This is a genomic window from Anabaena sp. UHCC 0399 (genome assembly GCF_034931465.1).
GTDB classification, from domain to species: domain Bacteria; phylum Cyanobacteriota; class Cyanobacteriia; order Cyanobacteriales; family Nostocaceae; genus Trichormus; species Trichormus minutissimus.
Genome location: NZ_JAYGGZ010000018.1, coordinates 1 through 22,504 on the forward strand (window position 1 = coordinate 1; position 22,504 = coordinate 22,504).

Annotated in this window: 22 protein-coding genes; 3 read left to right on the plus strand and 19 right to left on the minus strand. The window is 39.9% G+C overall.

Features of this window, described 5'->3' with window-relative positions:
• Window positions 1–120: 120 nt before the first annotated feature.
• The 3 genes from VB693_RS11850 to VB693_RS11860 form a co-directional block, all read right to left on the minus strand.
• Entirely contained in the window at window positions 121–321 is a 201-nt protein-coding gene (locus VB693_RS11850) for a hypothetical protein (protein WP_323266446.1), read from the minus strand.
• A gap of 458 nt (window positions 322–779) precedes the next feature.
• Window positions 780–2,555, minus strand: a complete 1,776-nt coding sequence (locus VB693_RS11855) for a WD40 repeat domain-containing protein (protein ID WP_323266447.1) — start codon at window positions 2,553–2,555, stop codon at window positions 780–782.
• 393 nt (window positions 2,556–2,948) lie between these two features.
• Window positions 2,949–3,314, minus strand: coding sequence for a hypothetical protein (locus VB693_RS11860; protein ID WP_323266448.1), 366 nt, complete (start codon window positions 3,312–3,314; stop codon window positions 2,949–2,951).
• Between the two features lie 139 nt (window positions 3,315–3,453).
• On the opposite strand from VB693_RS11860, the gene VB693_RS11865 reads away from it, so the two are divergent.
• Both VB693_RS11865 and VB693_RS11870 read left to right on the plus strand, forming a co-directional pair.
• Window positions 3,454–4,131, plus strand: a complete 678-nt coding sequence (locus VB693_RS11865; protein WP_323266449.1) for an SDR family oxidoreductase — start codon at window positions 3,454–3,456, stop codon at window positions 4,129–4,131.
• A gap of 45 nt (window positions 4,132–4,176) precedes the next feature.
• Entirely contained in the window at window positions 4,177–4,932 is a 756-nt protein-coding gene (locus VB693_RS11870; protein ID WP_323266450.1) for an ABC transporter ATP-binding protein, read from the plus strand.
• 200 nt (window positions 4,933–5,132) lie between these two features.
• Here VB693_RS11870 and VB693_RS11875 read toward each other — a convergent pair whose 3' ends face one another.
• Both VB693_RS11875 and psbP read right to left on the minus strand, forming a co-directional pair.
• Window positions 5,133–5,726 (minus strand): nucleoside triphosphate pyrophosphatase, encoded by a 594-nt coding sequence (locus tag VB693_RS11875; RefSeq protein WP_323266451.1) that lies wholly within the window; start codon window positions 5,724–5,726, stop codon window positions 5,133–5,135.
• 279 nt (window positions 5,727–6,005) lie between these two features.
• Window positions 6,006–6,551, minus strand: coding sequence for a photosystem II reaction center PsbP (gene psbP, locus VB693_RS11880; protein WP_323266452.1), 546 nt, complete (start codon window positions 6,549–6,551; stop codon window positions 6,006–6,008).
• 122 nt (window positions 6,552–6,673) lie between these two features.
• On the opposite strand from psbP, the gene VB693_RS11885 reads away from it, so the two are divergent.
• Window positions 6,674–7,309 carry a hypothetical protein gene (locus VB693_RS11885; RefSeq protein ID WP_323266453.1) on the plus strand — a complete coding sequence of 212 codons (636 nt, stop codon included), beginning with the start codon at window positions 6,674–6,676 and terminating at the stop codon, window positions 7,307–7,309.
• Here VB693_RS11885 and VB693_RS11890 read toward each other — a convergent pair whose 3' ends face one another.
• From VB693_RS11890 to hpsB, 14 genes are all read right to left on the minus strand, one after another.
• Entirely contained in the window at window positions 7,310–8,701 is a 1,392-nt protein-coding gene (locus VB693_RS11890) for a PP2C family protein-serine/threonine phosphatase (protein WP_323266454.1), read from the minus strand.
• A gap of 666 nt (window positions 8,702–9,367) precedes the next feature.
• Window positions 9,368–10,939: a signal recognition particle-docking protein FtsY gene (ftsY, locus tag VB693_RS11895; protein WP_323266455.1), complete on the minus strand. Its 1,572-nt coding sequence runs from the start codon at window positions 10,937–10,939 to the stop codon at window positions 9,368–9,370.
• Window positions 10,940–11,192: 253 nt separating this feature from the next.
• Window positions 11,193–11,822, minus strand: a complete 630-nt coding sequence (gene nusB, locus VB693_RS11900) for a transcription antitermination factor NusB (RefSeq protein WP_323266456.1) — start codon at window positions 11,820–11,822, stop codon at window positions 11,193–11,195.
• Window positions 11,823–11,935: 113 nt separating this feature from the next.
• A complete protein-coding gene (locus VB693_RS11905) occupies window positions 11,936–12,709 on the minus strand; it encodes a DUF502 domain-containing protein (RefSeq protein ID WP_323266457.1) in 774 nt (257 codons plus the stop codon).
• A 743-nt stretch (window positions 12,710–13,452) separates the two neighbouring features.
• Window positions 13,453–14,349, minus strand: a complete 897-nt coding sequence (locus tag VB693_RS11910; protein ID WP_323266458.1) for a glycosyltransferase family 2 protein — start codon at window positions 14,347–14,349, stop codon at window positions 13,453–13,455.
• 126 nt (window positions 14,350–14,475) lie between these two features.
• Window positions 14,476–15,315: an HpsJ family protein gene (locus VB693_RS11915; protein WP_323266459.1), complete on the minus strand. Its 840-nt coding sequence runs from the start codon at window positions 15,313–15,315 to the stop codon at window positions 14,476–14,478.
• A gap of 206 nt (window positions 15,316–15,521) precedes the next feature.
• Window positions 15,522–16,181 carry a TIGR04282 family arsenosugar biosynthesis glycosyltransferase gene (locus VB693_RS11920; protein WP_323266460.1) on the minus strand — a complete coding sequence of 220 codons (660 nt, stop codon included), beginning with the start codon at window positions 16,179–16,181 and terminating at the stop codon, window positions 15,522–15,524.
• A gap of 29 nt (window positions 16,182–16,210) precedes the next feature.
• Window positions 16,211–16,768 carry a type II secretion system protein gene (locus VB693_RS11925; protein WP_323266461.1) on the minus strand — a complete coding sequence of 186 codons (558 nt, stop codon included), beginning with the start codon at window positions 16,766–16,768 and terminating at the stop codon, window positions 16,211–16,213.
• Between the two features lie 27 nt (window positions 16,769–16,795).
• The gene (locus VB693_RS11930) at window positions 16,796–17,758 is read right to left on the minus strand and encodes a glycosyltransferase (RefSeq protein ID WP_323266462.1); all 963 of its coding nucleotides are present in this window, start codon (window positions 17,756–17,758) and stop codon (window positions 16,796–16,798) included.
• On the minus strand, window positions 17,755–18,753 hold the full coding sequence (gene hpsE / locus VB693_RS11935) for a hormogonium polysaccharide biosynthesis glycosyltransferase HpsE (RefSeq protein ID WP_323266463.1): 999 nt from the start codon (window positions 18,751–18,753) through the stop codon (window positions 17,755–17,757). The genes VB693_RS11930 and hpsE (VB693_RS11935) overlap by 4 nt, the downstream gene beginning before the upstream one ends.
• Window positions 18,754–18,796: 43 nt before the next feature.
• Window positions 18,797–19,750, minus strand: a complete 954-nt coding sequence (gene hpsE / locus VB693_RS11940) for a hormogonium polysaccharide biosynthesis glycosyltransferase HpsE (RefSeq protein ID WP_323266464.1) — start codon at window positions 19,748–19,750, stop codon at window positions 18,797–18,799.
• A 191-nt stretch (window positions 19,751–19,941) separates the two neighbouring features.
• Window positions 19,942–20,652 (minus strand): pilus assembly FimT family protein, encoded by a 711-nt coding sequence (locus tag VB693_RS11945; protein WP_323266465.1) that lies wholly within the window; start codon window positions 20,650–20,652, stop codon window positions 19,942–19,944.
• A gap of 38 nt (window positions 20,653–20,690) precedes the next feature.
• Window positions 20,691–21,710, minus strand: a complete 1,020-nt coding sequence (hpsC, locus tag VB693_RS11950; protein ID WP_416233385.1) for a hormogonium polysaccharide secretion pseudopilin HpsC — start codon at window positions 21,708–21,710, stop codon at window positions 20,691–20,693.
• A 60-nt stretch (window positions 21,711–21,770) separates the two neighbouring features.
• Complete coding sequence (gene hpsB, locus VB693_RS11955; protein ID WP_323266466.1) at window positions 21,771–22,487, minus strand: hormogonium polysaccharide secretion pseudopilin HpsB; 717 nt, start codon at window positions 22,485–22,487, stop codon at window positions 21,771–21,773.
• Window positions 22,488–22,504 lie beyond the last annotated feature (17 nt).

Consider the following 22,504-nt stretch of genomic DNA (forward strand, 5'->3'; position numbering starts at 1 on the left):
TTGTCCCTTATCCTTGCGCCCAAAAGCTAGAGTTGCAACTCCTACCTGTTCAACTTTCTCTATCATGCGCTGGATCGTTCGAGTGCTTTTACCCAGAGCTTTCGCTGCATCTGCGATCAGCTATGCGGGGCGGAACGCCATCGCCTCCCTACGAGCTGCTTTGTTAGGTGCTTGACGAATAGCATCTATCAAGTCCACTTTTTTGAGATATTCTGGTGATTCTTCGTTAACTAGCAGATACTCTGTTTCTTTTTCCTCAGTTTGTGCTGTGTCTTCAGTCTCAAATACTGAAAAGGCTTGACTGGTAGACTTTCTGGGCATAAGCTATTCTTGAAAAATATGACATAATTTACTTTAAAATTTTACACTATTTATGACATCATTTGATTTAAAAATTTTGATTGAGTGATTTGATGACAAAAATTCTTTAAAGTGGACAATAATTATTTAATGGACATCTCGGTTCATTAACAAACTTATTAAACTAGATCAAAATATACAGCAATTCCCATTTACCTACAATACACAACAGGGACACAACATATTGTGTCCCCATAAAGTCGCCTACTTGAGCAGCAACACGGAAAATAGGTTGTTTCATTGTCTACATTCAAGACAAATTTGAGAGCAACGGAGTTCTGAGTTAGATGAACGAGTATCAAAGGCTCGTCAACGGAGTTCTGAGGTAGATGAACGAGTATCAAAGACTCGTCAACGGAGTTCTGAGGTAGATGAATGAGTATCAAAGACTCGTCAACGGAGTTCAGAACCGGATAAGTCTAACTCCTTTGCCAAATTTTAATGGTTTTATCCAAACTCCCACTGACCAACATCTCGCCCGAACTGGTAAAAGTCAGCGCGGTGACAATATCAGTGTGACCTGTAAAGGTAGCTAATAACTCGCCGGAGTCAAAATGCCATAACTTGATAGTTTGGTCAGCACTGCTACTAGCAATAATTTGTTCATCGGGACTAAGCGCGATCGCATACACTTTATCTGTATGTCCCTTAAGAGTGCGAATTAATTTACCACTCTCCAGATGCCAAATTTTAATAGTCTGATCCCAGCTACCACTGGCCAGCCATTGACCATCTGCACTAATTTTCAAAGCACGGACAATGTGACCGTGACCCGTGAGGGTATGTAGGGGTTCTTTGTCTTTGAGATTCTTTGTATTCCAGGGTTCTGAGGTGTGCCAGACTTTGATTTTACGATAGCTACCGGTTACTAAAGTTTGACCGTCACGGCTTAACGCCAAAGAATGAGCAGCCGTATCATCTAAAGACAGGATGGCTTTTACCTGACGACTCATCAAATCCCAAAAGAAGATTTTCCGGTCATCCCCACCAGTGGCTAACATTTGTCCATCGGGAGTGAAAGCAACGCAGCGCACCACGCCATGATGTTTGTGCAGAATATCTATTAAATCTAATGCGCCTGTATGCCAAATTTTAATTGACGAATCTGCACCACCACTCACCAACATCTGTCCGTCTGCACTAAAAGCTAGGGAACTAATTTCATCTATTAGTCCAGAAAACACCCAAGGATATTCTGACAAAGTATCGATTAAATCGCCCTTGCTTAAATCCCATAACTTAGTCTCTCCATGACTACCACTAGCCAATATCGGTGTAATTATGCCGTTGTCATACTTAGAATTAAAAGCTAAACAATTAATTCCTTTAGTATGTCCTTTTAACGTCTGCCAACATTCCCAATCACCAATAATTTCTTTTTTAGGATGGTCTGATGATACAGTTTTAATTGTTTCAGGGATGGTTCTTTCAACAACTATTGGCAAGATATCTTTTTTAATATCTTTTTTAAGACTTAATGATTCTAAATACCAACTTAAACCCCCTGCATACAACAAGTTACTAGGAGCAACATACATTTTGGGTTCTGTTAATCCGATTTGATGGGTGGGTAAAAAGCCAGCAATCACAGCTTGTTTTTCACAACCCAACTTACCCGTAGATGGATAAAATAGACACAGAAAAACTAATACTTGGTGATGTCTTAAATCATCTTGAGTGACTGACCACCTGATTTTATCTTTCTTAATGCCATTAAAACTTTCACCATCAGCAACATAAACTTGTACACTCAATTTAGGGTTATCTGCTAACAAGTAAGTAAACTTACTTTCACCCCGCAAGTTCCCTTCATCGTCTAGCACCATATTCTGCGCGGTGTCTTGGGGAATTTTCTTTAGTAGCTTCCCTAGACGCGTGCTGATAATGCGATCAACAATTTGCTCGCGCAAAATATAATCTTCCGCTTGCTGCTGGAAATATGTCGGAAAAGGGATCGTCCAGTCAGGGGGTTCGGGATATTCGGGGGGTATGGGAGGCGGATTTTTCGCCAGGATTTTGGCTTGTTGGCGAGAAAATTCGATAATTTTTGCCAACGGCTCTCCACAAAATGCCATCACTTCGCTGTGACACCCTCTAACTTGACTTTCTAACAAAGATAGATCGTAAGTTTTGGGTTTTTTCACACGTTGAAGGAAGTCAGCCTGTTGAGCTTTGAGTAAGCTAATCCAATCCATCTGCATTCCTGCGGCACAATGTTGCATACTTAAGGTAAGCTATACCAATGCAATGACTCAAGTTTATAACTTCTAGTTAATTAAAAATTCCGTAATCCTCGCAGTCTAATAGAACACAATCAAAGGCAGAATTTGCAGAGAGTATCCACCATAAAGGATGAAGACCCTTGATTGAGAACGGGACTGAAGTATTGAGAATTTAAATGATGTCCGTCAATTCTAACTAACCTTAACAATAAGATACTGTTGCCCTAGAAACAGTTATATTTCTAAAGACAATTATTCTTGAAGATGATTAAGCCTCAACATAAAAAGCTGATTTAAAAGTAACCTAATGTTACAAAAACAAATAGATATACTAATTTGTTATGTTGTGATACATTTTCATCAATTTTAAGTTTTATGTTCCGGCGTAGAGGATTGAGTACCTGCGTTGTAAGTGTTATTCGATTCTAGTTGTTTAATTTTTCTGTGCAAATCAAACTCTTCACTACTGACTATTGTTTCTAGATTGGCGATTCTTTGCTCTAATATCTCTATCGGTTGGCCTGATAAAGATTTGGATGGTGATTTTTTATCATCAGAACGCCAGACAGCGACAGTACCAGCAACTGCACCGCCAATAGCTGCTAACGGGAGGATGGGGCCACTTCGAGTCACAGCCGATAGTGGAATACAAATGGCGAAAAGACCAACTGTCATTCCCCAAATTTTCGAGGTAGCAGCAACCCTGATATCTTCCTGTGGTTGTTTAGCCATAAATTTTGCCAAGAGGATTTACTTAACTAGATTCGCACAATCGCCGATAAAAATACCTCCCACATTAGGGTTAAATATAATTACGCCTCCACCTCTGATACAATCCTTTGAGCGTAATTGATTTTTATTCAAAATTCCTATGACAAGTACATCTCACATTTTCCTTGTAGGAGCTAGTCGCGGTGTTGGTAAAGAAATTGCCAATTACTTGAGTAAACAGAATATTCAAGTCACCGCACTGGTCAGAAACGAAACATCTCGTGCTGAACTCGAAGCAATGGGAGTTGAGGTAGTTGTAGGAGATGCCTTAAATATAGATGACTTAGAAAGTTCTATTATTACAGACAAACCGATTCACGCTGTTATCAGTACACTAGGCGGTTTACCTACAGACCAAGAAAAACCAGATTATTTAGGAAATAAGAATATCATTGATGCCGCAGTAAAAGCTGGCGTAGAGAAGTTTGTTCTAGTAACTTCCATTGGGACTGGTAATAGTGTCGGTGCTTTGTCTCCCCAAGCTTTAAACGCACTGCAAACAGTTTTAGTAGAAAAGGACAAAGCAGAACAGCATTTAATTGCTAGCGGACTCATCTACACGATTATCCGTCCTGGTGGGCTAAAATCAGAGCCAGCCACAGGTAACGGTGTGTTAACGGAAGATACACGCATTGTTGGGAGTATCCATCGCGCAGATGTAGCAGAGTTAGTTTGTCGCTGTTTAAGTTCCGAGAGTGCTAATAATAAAATTCTGTCAGCAATAGATAAGAAGATGCTCTTTACACAAACAGAGTTTGTTGAGTTTAAACTAGATTAGTTGGGGACTGGGGACTGGGGAATAATAACTAATAACTATTGATCTATGCCAAATACTATTTCAATTACTGATTCACTAGTTCCTAATCCTGTACCGAAATCAACAATCATTCGGTTAGAAAACATCTTTAAAATTTACGGTAGAGGAGAAACTGAAGTTAAAGCCCTCAATGATGTAAATCTTGTCATTAATGAGGGTGAATACTGTTCCATTATGGGGCCTTCAGGTTCAGGTAAATCTACAGCTATGAATATTATTGGTTGTCTAGATCGTCCTACCACAGGACATTACTATTTAGATAACGTCGATGTGGCGCAAATGAATGACGCAGACTTGGCACATATCCGCAATAAAAAACTGGGGTTTGTCTTCCAACAATTCCACCTATTACCCCAACTCAGTGCATTAGAAAACGTGATGCTGCCAATGGTGTATGCTGGTGTCAATCCTAGCGAAAGAAGCGATCGCGCCGCCGAAGCACTCACCAAAGTCGGTTTAGCCAATCGCATCAACAACAAACCCACTCAACTATCAGGCGGACAACAACAAAGAGTAGCGATCGCCCGTGCTATTGTCAATCGTCCCGTTGTCCTCCTAGCCGATGAACCTACCGGCGCACTCGATTCACACACCACCCAAGAAGTATTAGATATTTTTACCGAACTTAATACTAGTGGTATCACGGTAGTTATGGTGACACACGAACCAGAAGTTGCCCGTCAAACCCGGCGTATTGTCTGGTTTCGGGACGGTCAAGTTGTACATTCCCACCTCATACCTGAAGAATTAAGTAATTCGTAATTCGTAATTCGTAATTCGTAATGGACTAACGTCCCGCTACGCTAACGTAATTCGTAATACTCGCAAAGCGAGTTCGCGGAGCGTTACGCAGTAAAGCAAGCTACGTAATTCGTACTTAGACAGTATTAATTACAAAAATTTTTTCCTGTCACCTGTCACCTGTCACCTATCTACGCCAATAAAACTGAATTCTCTACTAATTATTGCCAATAGTCTGTGACTTCGTAACCTAGTTCTTCTAGCATTTGCCGGAGTAGGGGTAAACTAAGCCCGATAACGTTGCTGTGACAACCTTCTATTTTTTCTACAAATAGACTACCAAAACCTTCTAGAGCGAATGCACCAGCACACTTGAGGGGTTCACCTGTAGCTACATAGGCTTGAATAGCGCGATCGCTAATTTGAGCAAAATATACTCTTGTCACCTGACATTTAACTACAGTGCGGTTTTGGTCAACGTCAATCAAAACATGACCTGTGTATAAATCGCCAAAGCTACCCCGCATTAATTGCCAACGTGCGATCGCTTCGGCTGCATCTGCTGGTTTGCCGTGAATCTTACTATCGATTGCTAATACTGAATCACAACCCATAATCAACCCTGATGCAAACTGCGGTACTACAGTTTCCGCCTTGCGTTGAGCCAGAATTTGAACTAAATGTCCAGGTTCAGTGATTTGAACTTGTGACTCATCAAAATCACTAGGACTGACTATTGGTTCAATCCCAACAGTTTGCAGCAAGCGTCTTCGCGCTGGGGAAGCAGAGGCTAGTACGAATTGGGGAATTTTCATTAGATTTTTGGGTAAGAGTCAAACAATTTTAGATTTTGGATTTTAGATTTTAGATTGACTATCTTCTCTACGAGAGGCTCTGCGAACGCACCGCGTCTCGTAGAGACTATTTGAGATTTGTTACGACCACAAGGGACAGGGCTTTGACTCAAACTAATCCAAAATCCAAAATTTAAAATCTAAAATTCGGAGAGTCAACACTCATTAGTTACTCTACCTTAGTCTCCAATGCCCTATTCCCCATTCTCCATCCCCCATTCCCCATTCCCCATTCCCCATTTAATACACAGAAAAAGAATTGACTACATCTTTCATCATGTTTTTAACTTTTTGCCAGCGTCTTTCGGGAATAGAGGCATTAAAGGTAAAAAGTTTACCACGGCTCACAGCAACACTAGTCACGTTGTGCCGTTTTTGCTGATCGGGAAGTGTTACCAAATACTCAAGAATATAATATATTTTTCCATCAGATTCTTGTTCTAGGGCATTAACCAATTCAGCCGAACGTCCAGAATCAGGAGGTGCTAAAGCTGACTTACCCAACTTGTATCCTACTTCCGTTGGCGTTCCTAATTCTTTTAATGTTTTGTTCTCTGGCACAGGACTAATGATCACAGAGACATTTTCTGATATCTCAATTAAATCGTGAAACACAACATCAGGGCCATTGGCAACTTTCACCGGCAACCAGCCATTAGGATATAAAAATTCATAGCCATCAGTTGTGTCTACAAAGCTTTTGAATCCGGCAGCAGAGGCAACATCAGGATTACTGAAGCTGAAACTTAACACCAATAGCAAAATAAATACAAGTCTTTTCCACATTTTTACAGTTTCCTTTCGGCTGGAAGCAACACAAGCAAGCATAATTTCTCATTTTCATTGTCCCATCAACTGTGTCGCTTCGCATCATTTCGCTCTCTTAGTAGATGAGGATCACTAACTATATGCTTACCACTAACGAATTACGCTGGTTTCATCCTGGTACGCTCCCATCAGATATTCTGGTTTGGTTTCAGCAAAATTGTTTGATTAATCAATTGCAACCACCAGAAGTAAGAGAAGATGTGTATCTATATACCCCAGGATCTGATTTTTTGGGAATCAAACTCCGACAAGGTAAGCTGGAAGTCAAATGGCGCAAAGCAGAACTGGGTATAGTTGATTTTGGTAAATTAGTAAGAGGAAAAGCCGAAACATGGGCTAAATGCTCGTGTAGCGATTCCACGGGGGAAATTTTTCAGCCTGCAAGAGTTTTAGGAAATGCTGCTTGGGTAAGTGTGCGGAAAGTTCGCTATTTACAGCTTTATCAAATTTTGCCTGACTTTTCACTCATACCACTTACTAATCATGAAAATATCAATAACGGCTGTAGTGTGGAAATTACGCAATTAATAGTTCAAAATTCTCCCTGGTGGAGTTTAGCTTTTGAAGCTAATGGTGATGATGTGCGACTAATGGCAAATCTTCAAGCAACAGTTAATTCGGTATTCAATACTTACCAAAGTGTAGAATTACAGGCTGCTAATTCCTACGCTTACCCCCACTGGTTAGGACTTATTAAATCGCCCAATGCCCAATAACTAATAAATCTGCAACACCACTAGCGTCATATCATCAGTGTTTTGTCCATCGTGGCCAATAAATTGCTGTACCTGATCAAATAGGTAATCAACAATTTCCTGGGGACTATCACAAGACCTACAAGCTTTATGGAACGCAGCAACAAAATTTTCTTCGTCGAAGCGATCGCCACTAGCCGCCGCCGCATCAGTCAACCCATCTGTATAATAAATAACTGTATCCCCAGGCTCTAACTGTACTTGGGCATCTTCATATTGGCTATTGGCATCCAAGCCAATTAACATTCCCAATGTATCCAAACGGCTAATACTTTTCGTAGCTGCGTGCCACCACAACGGAGGGTTATGTGCCGCATTACTATAAGACAAAACGCGATTGTGCGGATTATATTCCGAGTAAAATAGCGTTATAAAGCGGTGAGAATTTTCTAAATCAGCATACATGACTCGGTTTAAGTTTTGCAGCACTCCCCCTGGAGAATTACCATGCAAAACCTCTCCTCGCAGCATTCCCCGCATCATCGTCATAATTAGACCAGCCGGGACACCTTTCCCCATGACATCCCCAATTACCAATCCCCAACGTCCTGCATTCTGACTACTGTTAATAATGTGTGGATAAATTTGACTGTGATTAGTGGGAATAAAATCATAGTAGTCTCCACCTACACGATTAGCCGGTTTACAGCGTGCCGCCAAGACAGCACCAGGAATAGAAGGACATTGACGGGGTAGAAGTCGCCTTTGAATCTCCGCACCAATTTCTAATTCTTGGTCTAAGCGTTCTTTTTTTCTCAGTTCTACTCCTAGTTCATCATTTTCAATTGCTACCGCCGTTTGATCTGCCACTAGCCGAACTAACTTTTGTCTGGTTTCTGTCCAGCTATATTCTGGGTCGCGGCTGAGTACATATAACCATCCCCGTTCTGTGTGCTTGACCAAAATTGCCGTGCCGAAAATCTGCACATCCGGCCCCAAGTGGCGGTGCATCTGCGCGTCCAAAATCCCTGTTGCTGTGGCTAGGGGTGCGCTATTGGCTGCTAGTGAGACTTGACTACTAGCGGTTTCTAAAGCTTTGCGGATGTTCTTGCGTTGGCGACTATCCTGCCAATGTAACTGCTCTAACCTAATTTGACCATTAGGCTTATAAAGAAACAGCGCACTACCATCAGCATCTGTAACTCTTGTCGCCATTAATGGAATCAGTTCCAAAAACTGATTCAAATTATTAAAGCTTCTGAGGGCAAATCCCAAGGAACTCAGCAAATCTTGAATTTTATTCTGTTCCCGGTGCAACCTTGCCACGAGTTCTTTGAGTGCTACAACTGGTGTGACATCGGTCGTCGTAGCACTAATATTATTGTCAGTAGGTTGAGATGACACTTGAGACACAGGTACAGTTACTATTGCACTGGAAAAATAGACATTAGATTACTTATACAATTTTTGCCTTGACATTGCTAAACCATATTGGGTCAAGATTTGTCACTTTAGCAAGAGTAAAAAGACGTAAGCCATAACTCGATACAAGTATTGCATTGGGTTATAAAACTTATATCTCAAGATAGGAATGTTAATAAATGCAGTTTTAGGCAAAAATTGCTCCGCAAAAATCAGCAATTATCCTTCTCTATGGGAAAAAAGTTTACCCTTACATATCACAATTAGCAAATCATACATCTTCAGACATAGAAATTCCGAACTATTCAGACGTTTTTTGATGAATTCAAAAAAGAACTATAAATGTTGATAACACATAAATGCAAAAAAGCACATCATGCCATATCTAACCCGCATTTCTCACAAACAGTAGGGGCGGGTTGAGCAAAATATTTCGTGAATGATTCGAGCATATCTGTGAACCCGCCCCTACAGACTCTGGACTGAGGTTGCAATAATCGGTGATAAATCCGGGCTAAGTACAGTATTAGTGGGAAATTTAGCTTTAACTAGAAAAATGGGGCATTGGGCATTGGGGTAGTATTATTTTGCCTTCTGCCTTCTGCCGTTCTTTTTGACTTTTGACTTCCGCATAGCGGTGACTTCCGCGTAGCGGTACTAGCCACTCAATAAGGCTTCGACAAATTCGTAACTAGAGAAAGGGCGTAGGTCTTCCATTCCTTCGCCTGCACCAATAAAACGGATGGGTAAGCCTAGCTGCTGTACTACTGCGAGGGCTACGCCTCCCTTAGCCGTTCCATCTAGCTTGGTTAAAACTACGCCACTGAGTTGAGCAGCTTGGGAGAAGACTTCAGCTTGTCGCAATCCATTTTGACCTAAAGTAGCATCTAAAACCAAAAGTGATTCTATTTTGGCATCAGGAGCTTTTTTGTCGATAATTCGCCGGATTTTACTGAGTTCATCCATTAAGTTTTTCTTATTTTGCAGTCTGCCGGCGGTGTCCACCAAAAGTAATTCGGTTTCTCTGGCTTGAGCAGCTGCGATCGCATCAAATACCACGGCTGCCGGGTCAGTATTCTTACCAGGGTTAGCAATCACTTCTACACCACTTCTAGCACCCCAAACTTTTACCTGTTCTACTGCGGCAGCCCGGAAAGTATCAGCTGCGCCAATTAAGCATCGGTAGCCAGATTTTTGGGCTAGGTGAGAAATTTTACCAATTGTGGTGGTTTTGCCTGCACCATTCACCCCGGTGATTAACCAAATATTCAGGGTATCTTTTTCCGGGGCAAAGCTGGCTGTATGGGTAGTCTTGAGGGGTGCTTCTAGCATATCCCGCAAGATTTTTTTCAAGTAGGCGATCGCTTCTTCTGGTGGTGTAACTTCTGAGCGCAGTTTTTTCTGGAGCGCACTGATAATATAATCAGTTGCCTCTACACCTACATCCGCTTGCAGCAGTAACGCCTCAATTTCTGTGACAGCCGCTTGGTTGAGTGGCCCTTGTCCAACAATTGCCTTCAGTTGGTTAAGGATATTTCGACGGGTTTTATCTAATCCTTCCCGCAGCTTTTTCAGCCAGGTAATTTCTTCAATAGAAATATCTTCCGGCCGCCTACCTTGTGATGCTAATACTTCTGCTGACCAAACAAATCCGTCATCAAAATCTAATCCAGGAATTACTTCTACCGCTTCCGGTGCAGTCGCTAATGGCTGCACTACTTCGGGTTCAGGTACTTCAATCGCACTGGCAATGAGTCGTTCCTGCTTGGCTGCTTGTTCAGCTGCTGCCCTTTCTAAAAATGATAAGGTTGCAGGCTTCGCCGTCTCTTGGGTAATTTCTGGCTCTGTTGAGGTTTCGACAACAGTTGCAGTTTCTTCTACTATTTCTGGTGTATTAACAATTATTTCTGGAGACTCTTCAGTAGCTACTTCTGCTTCTGGGGTAGTTTCTGTAACTTCAGTTATAGCAGTTGTAGTTGCTTCAACTTCAGGCGTTTCCTCTGGTGTGGAAACATCTGTTAAGTCTGGTTGAGGCTGTTGTTTCTCTTGGATATTTTTATAAGCAGCTTTAGCAAACGCCAACAAGTCGGCCGTTGAGTCTGGCGCAGCGTCTGCTGTTGTTGGTGACGTTGCGGCTGACTCTGGTTGGGGTTCTTGTATCGGAGGTGTTTCTGCTGGTTGTGTATTCGGGGAATTTTTATCTTGACGATTGAACCAATTAAAAACCATTGCAGCTAGCGGTGTTAGTTGTTCTGTGAGGTAGGAGCTATGCGTTTATGAGTTAGAATCTATGAGTTTAATTTAACTTGTTACTCTGATGTGGTGTGAAAACCTCCGGGTTATCCTCACTTTTTCGTCCTCCTCACTACCCACTCACAACTTACCACTCATGATGGTTCTTTTCGTTAACGTCTATGACTTTTGACTTCCCTCGTTCGCGTAGCGTCCCGTAGGGAAGCGACTTAACTTCTGCCCTGCGGGACTACGCAGGTTGTTTTTGCTCTGTGACTCGGCGCAGAACACCGTTAATAAACCGATGACCTTCATCGCCACTGTAGCGTTTTGCTAGCTCTACAGCTTCATTAATTGCTACTCTATCTGGGAGATTGAAGAAGAGCATTTCTGACACAGCAATTCGCAGAATATCCCGATCAATTTGGGCTAAACGGGTAACTTGCCAGTCTACTAAAGCCAGGGAAATTTGTTCATCAATAATAATGCGATTTTCGTTGATGATTTGGACAAGTTTGATAGCATATTTACCGACTTCCCGATCCTGATTGGCTAGCTGAATTAATTCGGGGAACTCTAGGGCTGCGCCTAATTGATTAATGGCGGTTTGAGTACATTCGATCGCCTCTTTAAGCATAGTTCTCGCACTATTGAGATCAGAAGCGCGAGTTTCACTGGTTAAAAGGCGATCGTGACTGCGTTGTAGCTCCCCAGTTGCATTATCCAAGCTATCTTGTACTTCTGCTCTAAGGGTACGTACTGTAGCTAACACCAGCTTAGGTAGGTGTTCTTCTGTCAATTTTTTGGGATTAACTGGTAACTGGCTCAGGCTTAAAAGTGCCAGTTCACGGGCTATTTGTTGTGGTTTGCGGTCTTGCATAAAAGTTTAACTGTTTCAGTAATAATGTAATTTCAGAGTTACAAATCTATCAATTTTAATTGAGCCAAACATCCATATTATTCTGTTTGGCTACAAATTTACCGGATTTTTTTTTAGGTTTCTTCGATAGGGATGATGGGATGTGGAATATCGCTATTGGATTTTTCTAGTTTGTGTTCTTTGGTGATCGCAAGAGGGGATAAAGGTGTGTTGGGGGTGACAATCCCTCCAGAGACTACGACTTTAAAGGCATCTTCAACCGATATGGAGAGGTTGACTACTTCATCTTCTGGAACTACGGCATACCATCCTGTGGTCGGATTGGGAGTGGTGGGGATAAAAATACTTAACATTGGTTGAGACATTTGGGCTTGAATTTCACTCCCAATGACACCTGTCACAAAAGCGATCGCCCATATTCCTTTGCGGGGATACTCTACTAAAATGACCCGCCGAAATTTGTTATTAGAGTCTTTGAGGAGAGTTTCCAAAAGCTGCTTCAGTGTTTTATATACCTGTCCAGCTAAGGGAATCGCCTGTAATAATCGCTCACCAAAATCTAGTAACCACCGCCCAGCAATATTGCGAGCCATTAACCCAATCAACAGAATACTGAGTAATGGTACAGCTAGCCCTACCGCTAAATTCAGGAAATTTACTAGAATCGGGTGTAATCCATCAAAGGGATTTAGTTGTTTAGGAACTTGAGTGAGAAAGTTGATTACCCAATTAGCAATGGTAATCGTTAGCCAGATAGTCGTTGCTAGTGGAATCACTACCAACAGTCCAGCAATTAAGTCATTCTTCAAGTCCTGTTTTAGACGATCAATTCTCAAGCCCCTATTCTCCTTCTTTAGAATAGTGGAAATTTCTTTATTCGTATTCATTCCATTAGATTTGTCCAATGATTAAGACATGACTTGTGATATTTTTTACCGCAAGTTACTGTCTACAACGACAAGTAGTTAAGTTATTGCCATGACATATGCCCTATTAACTAGGAAACTAGTTGTTTACCTGCAAAAGTGCAAATAGACACATCCCAACTAAGATCAAAGCCAGTTGGTTTTTGAGGTTGTTACTTTTCTTTGTACAAGTTGTAAACGATTGTTGCAAATATCGGAGATATTAATTATCCTATCGCGCTTATTTAAAAGCTGCTAATGCTGAAAAATTAGCAAAAAGCAGTAATTAGCGCAGTTTTTTATCCTGATTTGCAACCTAGGAGGGGTGATTTTTCTGAGAATGGGATTTAAAAATTTTAACTGATCGTCACGGCTAAATAAACTCACCCTGAATTAAGTGACTAAGACAGCTAGGAAATCTCAGTCACTGAGTCTAAGAGCAATTCAACACTCAAAATTCCAAATTCAAAATTAAGAAATAAGTAGAACAACTTGAAAATACCAAACTATGTTAAATAATGTAAAAAACCTAAGATTGAGTTCGTAGTAAGGACTTTAGTCCTTTTTTGTTCGCGGAGCGTCCCGCAGGGAACGGAGAGAACGCAGAGAGAACTAAAGTTCTTACTACAAACCTTTAATTATTTACCCTGTTCTACTTAGGCTTGGACATTGGTGTAACATTTCCCCCATCACCTATCACCTGTCATCTGTCACCTGTCACCTATTTACTTAGGCATTTCTGAAACTGTGTAGCTCACTTCTAATTGGCTTTGTTTTTCTTGAGCCACGGGTGCTGCTAGGCTAGGTGTGGGGATATTTTTCATCTCCCAAGCTTTCAACAGAATTAGGTATTCATAAAAAGCCTGTAAAGTACACCAAGCCAAACCAGCGCGTCCGTCTAAGCAACCACCCAGAAAAAAGTACATATACAAAAAGCGCAGTAAAGGTCTGGCGGGTAAACGCAAAGACAAATCTTTCAACGCTCGTCGTTTTTCAATTTCCGACTTACCAAAAAACAAATCTCGCCAGTCTACCTTGCCCTTTTCTAATTGATACAAAGTTTCTCTAGCTTCATCAGTAGAATAACGGTTGTGTTTTTCAATCCAACGGCTCAAACCCTTGCTACAAGTATAGTGAGGATAGGTTTCCTTGACGAAACTGGTTGCACCATCGCACACTTCCCGTTCAGTATGACCATAGTCTGTAAACCAAACTTTCCCATGACGGAAAAGACGCATTTGATAGCGGGGGTATTGAGTGCTGCGGCGAATCCATTGATTGAGGAAAATCACCCGTTCAGCAACATAGTAGCCGATATAGTCTGGGTTTTGCTTTGCCTGTTCGCATTCAGCGAATAGTTCTGGTGTCATCCGTTCATCGGCTTCAAGAATATACACCCACTCGTGTTTAGGGGGGATAGACTCTAACATCCAAGTGCGTTGTTGTCCGTGACTCTCAAAGGCGTGTTGAACAACGCGGACAGGATAGCGACTGGCGATTTCTACGGTGCGATCGCTACTGCATGAGTCTACAACAATAATGTCATCTGAGAGCATCGCCGATTCAATACAGGCGGCAATATCTAATTCTTCATTATAAGTCAGTATGTAAATTGAGAACATTGTCTAAAAGTATAGTAATTTTGCTAAATGCTAAGTATCTTTTTATTATCAGATTAATACTAGTAAAAGACAGTATAAATTATCAAAAATTGTTTAATATTTTATACTGCCCAAGTCAATCTTAAATTAACGTGCTGGTACTTTACCTTTAGGTTTACCACCTTGAAAAGCACCCATACCTCTTAAACCTGTCCAACCAATGATGATATAACCGATAGCTAGGAGTAAGCTGCTAATGCCAATTCGCAGTCCTGACTTCCAAGCGTTGTCTTTAGCCTGTTTAGAAGCATCGTCCCTGCGTTGGCGAATTTGATTCAATCTTTGATTAGCTAGTCCTTGAGGATCTGTTTGCTGGGCAATAAACTGATCAAGTTCTTTGGGATTGGCTTTAAACTTCTTGAGGAGTTCTTTTTGCGCGGCTGGAATTTGGGGACTATTGAGTGCTTGTTGATATTTTTGCTCGTCTTTGAGTAATTCGCTAAACTGAGCTCTTGCTTGGGTGCGTAATTGTTCTAACTGAGCTTTGCCCTGCTCATTATTTAATTGCGCTTGAAATTGGTTTAACTGATTTTTTAGTTGACTTTCCGCCTGTTCTGCATCTTGGCTAATTTGATTCACTGTTTGGGTGCTAGCTTGTCGCACATTGTTCAGGTGTAAGGGAAAAATTAGCAAGAATATTAACCCTAAGATGCTAGACAGTATTAAAACAGGAAATCTGAAGTCAAAACCTTTGGGGCCATCACTAGCTTCCTGCATCCAATAACCGGTAAATAATGCTCCTACACCAACCAAGGGTACGATACCTCGATCAACTAGTGCGGTTGCTACGTTGATTTGCCATATCCTATCTGTGGGTTGGAAAGGAAACAACAGAATCAAAAAATCTAGCAAAAAAGACACAATTAAAATGATTCCCACCACTTTCAGGGTAAGGGCGGCATTTGCAGAAGTAAAACGATTAACCATAGTTGTTCAAACTCTTACTCAAGTCAGAAATGATGATCCTATTTAAAGTTACTGGAATATTGTTCCCATAATGCTGTTTGTCATGTGAATCTGTCTGCACATATTAAGATGGAGTAGATATAATTTGCTTGCAAACTACACTACGGTAACATTTGTTATGCAAAGTGTACGATCAAAATTAGAGTATTTTAAGATACAAAGATAATCTATTGCCCATTACTTTTTTCAAAGTTAGCGTTTGTATCTAAGATTCTTTCCCAAATCCGTAAATCCTCTGGACGATCAATATCAGACAATGCAGGTAAGCAAACATACGAGATGTTAAGTTTTTTAGCAACATCTACAGTTTGTTGTAAAACTTGAGCAGTTCCCCAATTGATGTTAAGGAATAGTTCCGGGATGAACCGACGCAAGCCAATCAAGTAGTAGCCTCCGTCAAGTGCTGGGCCTAACACTAAGTCAAAAGTTTGCAGTTGTGCAAAAGCTTGAGCCAGAATTTGAGAGTTAGCGTCAGGGCAATCAGTACCTATGATAATTACTTGTGCGGCATTTTTCTCGAAAGACTCGAAGAGCGATCGCGCCATGCGATCGCCCAAATCCCCTTCACCTTGACACTGGTATAATAAGCTATATCCCAACCACTCTTGCATAAGTTGCAAATCACCCCCAGCAAATCGCACTTCTATAGATATGCTATTTTGCAAGGCTTGAGCCTGAGATAGTGTGTACTCAGTCATCTGTCGTTGCAAGTTGGCAGCACCAAGAGTACCCAAAGCTGGTATCATTCGGGTTTTCGTCTTCCCCGGTTCTGGATAGCGAGTAAAAATAATTAGGTGCTGTTTGGCAATTTTTAGTGATGTCAGCACACAAGACCTAGATAAGAACAGTAGATATTTTAATAGCAATAATCACCACTACCATTGGCTGTTTTATTTTCTTTTTCTTTTCGCATTGCCCCTAAAATTGTAGAAATATAAACACAACGCTTGGTTTTACTGCCATACCTACTAGACAAAGTTATCCTTCCTAGAGGCAGTTGCGGGACATTACCCTTATAATCAAATTGAATTTTTTTGACCCCATTTGATTCCTGTAGAGTTGTTTCTTCGTCAAAACGAACACTAGCATCAAGCTTGTTCCACTTAGCCACAGCAGGGTCTACACTAGCAGGATGAACTGCTAATTGCAAAGTACCATTTTGCTCGCGGAAACTAACTTGCCAAGTTAATTTTTCTTTACCCGCTTGGCTTTTAGCTTGTTGCATAGCATCGTAAACTTCATTTTGTGCCTGACTAAGACGTTGAGTATTGACGAAAGTTAACCAGCTAGGTGAAACCAACGCAGCTAAGATACCAATAATTAAAAAAACTACTAATATCTCTGGCAGAGTGAAACCACTTGTTGAGCGGTGATTAGAGATATTTTTTTTGTAACTGATAAATAGTAAACGCACCTGAAAGTAAGTTTATTAATGGTTATATTAACTAATTTGTACTTTTGTATTTATCTTTGTCAATAATTTGGTAGATATATCAATAGGTAAAATAATAATTACAACCGTTTTTAAGAATAATTTCAATATAAATTTTGTTCGTTTAAATCTAGAAGATTCGTTGAGAAAATAATTATAGAGAAATTTAGCAGCAACTAAACCTTTTTGTCTACTAAATGGTTCTTGCAAAGCTTTGCAGGTGAGGTACTTATATAGATTTGCGAGACTGAGACTCATATTATTAACAATCAAAGGTCTTCGTTGATAGGCAGATTTCATTACTTGCAGACAGGCTTTTTCTTGTCTTGCAAGATTAGTAGATAGGGAATTACTGCTGACTCTATACAAAATTTGCACAGATGGGACAGCTACAAACTCATATTTATCCGCTAATCGTAACCACATATCCCAGTCTTGGGCAGCATCAAGTGATTCATCAAACCCACCTAATTCTATTAACACTTCTCTACGAATTAAGGGATTAGATCCATTTTCTAAAAAATTGTTTACTAATAACTTATTATAAACATCTCCATTGGCAGTAATATGTGTACCTGAAACTAAAAAGTTAGCATTCCCATCTATATAATCAGTCCAACTATAAGCAACTTGAGCATCTAAATTATTTTGTAGAGCTTCTAATTGTAACTGTAGTTTATTCGGTCTCCAAAGATCGTCTGCATCTAAAAAGCTAATAAATTCACCAACAGCACATTTTAAGCCACGATTGCGACTAATATTTCCCCCGGCATTCCCGAAGGAAAATATTTTGAGCCGAGAATCTTGAAATTTTGAAATCACCTCCAGTGTTGAATCAGTTGATCCGTCATTGATAATAATTAATTCAAAATTATTAAATGTTTGATTGAAAACTGAATCGATTGTATCTGCAATTGTTTTTTCACTATTAAATGCTGGTATGATAATAGATATACTAGGTAATTTATTCATGCTGTAAAGTGTTTGTTTGTGCTTAATAAATTTTTAGTGTGATATTTTAAAGAATAAAAAGGACTTATCATGATACTGAAATAAAATTGCATCTCACAAGCAACTATCAGATTATTTTTGATATTGAAATTGTATTTAATTATATGCTGTAATAATCGACGTAAACCACCTATAATTGTTCTAAAAAATATTATTGGTTTTTGCCATTTTTTTGCATTTATAAAGCGTAATTCACAAGTAGATAAACCACAACCACGAGCTAGATTAATTAGGTAGTTTTTTTCCAATCTCCAAGATGGTATTTGATGATAAGTGTGCATTTTGGGGTTATACCAGATTTGCCAACCTGCTTTATGTATATACAGTAGTGGTTCTAAATCTTCACCTCCCACCATTGATTTACCTAATCTGCCACTAAATACCAACACATTAGGAACACTATCACACCATGCTTGTTTATTCACAACTAATGCTGCACCAGGCGGTAGTTTTAGATTTACAGGATCAAATAATTGCGGTTGACTACCTTGTTCTCTGATAGCAAGGAAAGCTTGTATTCTTTCAAAATTTTGAGGCGGTTTAACCTCAAACTCACCATGAATTTGACCACTCCAAGCACCAGCTTGAGGATGTTCTTTGCCAAAAGTATAAGCTGCCGCTAACCAGTCTGATACAGGTAAATTATCATCATCCAAAAATGCCACGAACTTCCCTTGAGCTTCACGAACTCCACTCAACCGTGCAAAAGCAGCACCTTGTTTAGTTTCCAAGAAGTATTTTAATGGACAAATATTATTAAATTTTTTTTGGTATTGCTGAACTATGATTTTTGTATCATCAATACTATTATTATCAATAATAACAATTTCCCAATGAATATTTTCTATACCTGTTTGGAATAACAGCCTTTCCAACAGTTTGGGTAACCGTTCTGCACCATTATAGGTAGGAATAGCTATAGTAATATCAAAATTACTCTCCCAGACTTTATTCATATAAACCATAATCTTGTATTTATTTATTTATTTATTTATTTATTTATTTATTTAGATAGCCATTTTTCCAAAGGTAAAAAGGGCTAATTAAAGTGCTAATAAATAGCTGCATTTCGCAACTAGCAACTAAATCCTTATTAACCCGATTACCATATTTAATTAAGTGTAGAATAAGTTTGCGGATGTCATTTATGAGATATGCTAAAAATAAAAATGGTTTGTATAAAGGTTGTATGTTTACCATTCTGGTAACATAACGACTCAAACCAATACCTCTAAAAAATGGGATTAAATATTCTTTTTGTAGCCTAAATTGGGAAATTTGATGATAAATTTCCATTTCTGGGTTGTACCAAATTTCCCATCCTGCTTTTTGAATGTAACTTAGCATTTCTAAATCTTCGCTTGTCAACACACTATTAGTCGTTCTACCAGTTAATATAGGTTGATCAGGTACACTTTTTAACCAAGCTTGACGACGAACAACAAGTCCGGCAGCAGGAGGAAGTAAATTATTTCTAGCATTATATAATAATGGTATATTTCCACGCTCTGTAATTGCTAAAAATGGGCTTATTTTATCAAAATTTTCTGGTGGTTTTACTTCCCAGGCTGGGTGAATTTGGCTACCATATGCTCCTGCTTTAGAGTGTTTTTGACTAAAAGCATAAGCAGCTGCTACCCAATTTGCAACGGGGTAGTTATCATCATCAAGAAATCCGATAAGACTGCCTGAAGCTACTTCAATAGCTCGTTTGCGAGCATAAGCTGCACCCTGTTTAGCTTCAAAACAGTATTTAAGTTGATACGGGCGTTCCCATTTTTCTTGGTAGCTTTGAATAATTTGAGATGTGTTATCAGTGCTGTTGTTATCTACTACAATAATTTCCCAGAGGAAATCCTCTGTACCTATCTGATTATATAGTCGTTCTAACAGTTCTGGTAAACGACTAGCACCATTGTAAGTTGGTATAGCTACGGTAAACTCACAAATCATACTCATCTCACTAGGCTATTGTTAACAATTAGCTAAACTATCTCAGTTCAAGTGTATGAAGTTACAAATAAACAAGTAGTGTTTCAAAATAAAAAAGCACTGCATATTACAATTTTGCTGTCAATATCCAGCGTAACGTACAGTGTTTTTACCCAATTTTAAAAAATTTTGCTAAATCTAGATATGTTCAGTTAATTTTCAATACACTTATCATCTTTTTCTGTCAAAACTGAGCCTAAGAGAGTTTTAACAATGACGCATCTCTTTGTGCTACTTGGAGATGTAGGACTGCTAGTATTGGGTATCGCCAACACAATTTTTAACCCAGGTGCTTCAGTTGAACCTGATGGTGGAGTGCCAAAATTGGCACTGGGTAGAATACCCATGTAGTCAAAAGTAATGGTTTGTTTATTAGTGCTGGAATTATATTCACCAGCATATGCAATTGAACTACCAGCTGTGTTTTGAGCAGTCAAATTTGTACCCAATAAGACTGAGCCTGATTGAATTTGCACATCCTCACCTAAATTCTTCCAGTAGCTATCGGGTGCAGAAGTGCTGGGATGAATAGCAACTTGTGCAATTTTGTCACTACTGGTGGTTGTAAAACTGACGCTGTAGCTGAGTTTAGTTTTTTGTGCTTGTCGCTGTGCTTCTTGGATAGCAGCTACTACAGTATCATTAGCTTTATTTAGTCGTTGTCGGCTTAAAAACCTAAACCAGTTAGGAGCTAAAATTGCTGCTAACACTCCTATCATTACTACTACTACAATCACTTCTATTAAACTAAAGCCAGCTTCTGGTTTAGCAAATCTCACAGCAAAGCGGCTCGCTAAATTTTGCTTTTGATTCTTTTGATTCTGTATGCAGGTATGCAATAACTTAAAACTTAGCCTGTTCATAATCAATTGCCGTGAATTTACGTTTTTGGTTTCAGTTTTTATTGAGTAAACAAGTATCCGCGTCCTTGGACTCTGATGCTTGCAGTTGGAAAATAAGCATTTCTATTAGTTGTATAGTCCAGATTATTTGTTTGTAAGCGAGCAATCGCATTACCTCGCAAAAATACCTCTGCTGTGGTGTTAGCTGTATCAACACAGGCAGAAAAACTCTTCATCTTAAAAGTGTTACGGGTATTAAAATTAGCTGTATCTGGAGGTAGGAAAGAGCTAGTAGGGCAGGTTTTTACTGGCGGAGCTGGATTATTTGTGCTTAAGGTTAAATCTACGTAATCAACCAATACTATGGGAGTAGTAGTGTAGTTAACTATCGTTGTATCTGTGGATTTTGTTCCGTCTGCGCCTGTAGTAGTTGTTTTATATTCGCCAAGTCTCTTCCAGTCATTCATTTTTTCTGTCAGAGTGCCTATACCATCAAGGTTAAACGGAGCATAACCACTACTGGGACAATAACCACTGACATACTTTCCTGAATATCCGTCACAAGATACACCGCTAGCACTGGCTACACCATCTCTAATTTGCCATCTAGCGATGCGAGCAGCATTAGACCAAGTAGCGTTACTATCTTTGATTAAATAATAGGCAACTAATGAATAAACATAAGTATCATCTTTTTCACTACCTATAATTGTAATTACGTTGCTAATTAATTCTCTTTTCCAAAAAACTAAAACTGGCACTCTATCTGTTGAGCTTGAGCTAGGTAGTTCAGCCCTGATAGCATCAACACCAGTAGCATCATAGATGTAAATAGCCTGTTGCAAATCACGGGCAATGTAATCTAATGCAGCTTGTATTTCTTGCTCTGTATTAGCTTTAGCTTGCTCTTGTCTATCTGTACTCATGACGCTGATCATGAAGCCTAGCAAGGGGGTGATGACTAGGAATGCGATGATCATGGCTACTAACAATTCAATTAGGGTAAAACCGCTAGATTGCTCTATGCGCTTAGAGCGTTTTAGTTGGCTACTGAGCAGGAATTTTAGTACCCTCATCATAACTTTGGTTTTCCCTAGAGTGAATAGATACACAGATGTTAAATAATGAGATTCTGCCCATTAATCACAGGCTTTATTCGTTGCTACACCCAGACGCTGACATAAAGCCCTAAAGGAAGTATTAGTGTTAGCAATGTCAGTTGTCATTTCAAGTAGAGGTGATTGCCGATCGCCTATTCCAGCAGTAAAAGGATTTTGGGTTTTCTTGTCAGTTTCACCTGTGCTGGCAGTACGAGTTTTGGTAAAGTCAACATCTGCCCGGTAAACCCGAATTGCCAAACGGTAGCCATCGTCAGAGGAACTACCTGTAACAGCAATTCGAGCAGCCTGAATGTAATATTCAAATGGCTTGTTTATGCAATCTGTCGTTGTGATATTGCCAGCTTTTGTAAAGCAGTACAAACCAGTCGCTGATGTAGGGAGTGCCATTTTAGTCAAAGTATTAACTAAATAGTCTCCAGGTTTGCCTGTGACGGCTGGTGTACCTGCAACATCTGAAACTCGTCTAGGATCAGTTGTACTTGAGGGATCGATCGGAATTGTTTCACTTGGTGCAGCGATCGCCCCAGTTCTGATACCATCAATGAAGGATTTGGCAGCTTGTGTTGCTAATTCTACACGTCGAGCCTGAACTCTAGTAGCTGTCGATAGGACTAGTACAGGTGCGATCGCTGCTAGTAATATAGCTGCTACAAGTATTGCTACTAGAGACTCAATAATCGTAAAACCGGAATCACTACAAAGAGGTTTTTGGTGATGTTGTTTGCGCTTAATCATTTCTCATTACCAACTTC

Coding starts and splice junctions, on each gene's coding strand:
- VB693_RS11915 (WP_323266459.1), bottom strand. CDS start 15,315: ATGGTTAATCGTTTTACTTCTGCAAATGCCGCCCTTACCCTGAAAGTG.
- VB693_RS11905 (WP_323266457.1), bottom strand. CDS start 12,709: ATGAATACGAATAAAGAAATTTCCACTATTCTAAAGAAGGAGAATAGG.
- ftsY (WP_323266455.1), bottom strand. CDS start 10,939: ATGGTTTTTAATTGGTTCAATCGTCAAGATAAAAATTCCCCGAATACA.
- nusB (WP_323266456.1), bottom strand. CDS start 11,822: ATGCAAGACCGCAAACCACAACAAATAGCCCGTGAACTGGCACTTTTA.
- VB693_RS11870 (WP_323266450.1), top strand. CDS start 4,177: ATGCCAAATACTATTTCAATTACTGATTCACTAGTTCCTAATCCTGTA.
- hpsE (WP_323266464.1), bottom strand. CDS start 19,750: ATGATTTGTGAGTTTACCGTAGCTATACCAACTTACAATGGTGCTAGT.
- hpsB (WP_323266466.1), bottom strand. CDS start 22,487: ATGATTAAGCGCAAACAACATCACCAAAAACCTCTTTGTAGTGATTCC.
- hpsE (WP_323266463.1), bottom strand. CDS start 18,753: ATGAATAAAGTCTGGGAGAGTAATTTTGATATTACTATAGCTATTCCT.
- VB693_RS11860 (WP_323266448.1), bottom strand. CDS start 3,314: ATGGCTAAACAACCACAGGAAGATATCAGGGTTGCTGCTACCTCGAAA.
- psbP (WP_323266452.1), bottom strand. CDS start 6,551: ATGTGGAAAAGACTTGTATTTATTTTGCTATTGGTGTTAAGTTTCAGC.
- VB693_RS11885 (WP_323266453.1), top strand. CDS start 6,674: ATGCTTACCACTAACGAATTACGCTGGTTTCATCCTGGTACGCTCCCA.
- hpsC (WP_416233385.1), bottom strand. CDS start 21,710: ATGATGAGGGTACTAAAATTCCTGCTCAGTAGCCAACTAAAACGCTCT.
- VB693_RS11850 (WP_323266446.1), bottom strand. CDS start 321: ATGCCCAGAAAGTCTACCAGTCAAGCCTTTTCAGTATTTGAGACTGAA.
- VB693_RS11865 (WP_323266449.1), top strand. CDS start 3,454: ATGACAAGTACATCTCACATTTTCCTTGTAGGAGCTAGTCGCGGTGTT.
- VB693_RS11910 (WP_323266458.1), bottom strand. CDS start 14,349: ATGTTCTCAATTTACATACTGACTTATAATGAAGAATTAGATATTGCC.
- VB693_RS11855 (WP_323266447.1), bottom strand. CDS start 2,555: ATGGATTGGATTAGCTTACTCAAAGCTCAACAGGCTGACTTCCTTCAA.
- VB693_RS11930 (WP_323266462.1), bottom strand. CDS start 17,758: ATGAATAAATTACCTAGTATATCTATTATCATACCAGCATTTAATAGT.
- VB693_RS11875 (WP_323266451.1), bottom strand. CDS start 5,726: ATGAAAATTCCCCAATTCGTACTAGCCTCTGCTTCCCCAGCGCGAAGA.
- VB693_RS11945 (WP_323266465.1), bottom strand. CDS start 20,652: ATGAACAGGCTAAGTTTTAAGTTATTGCATACCTGCATACAGAATCAA.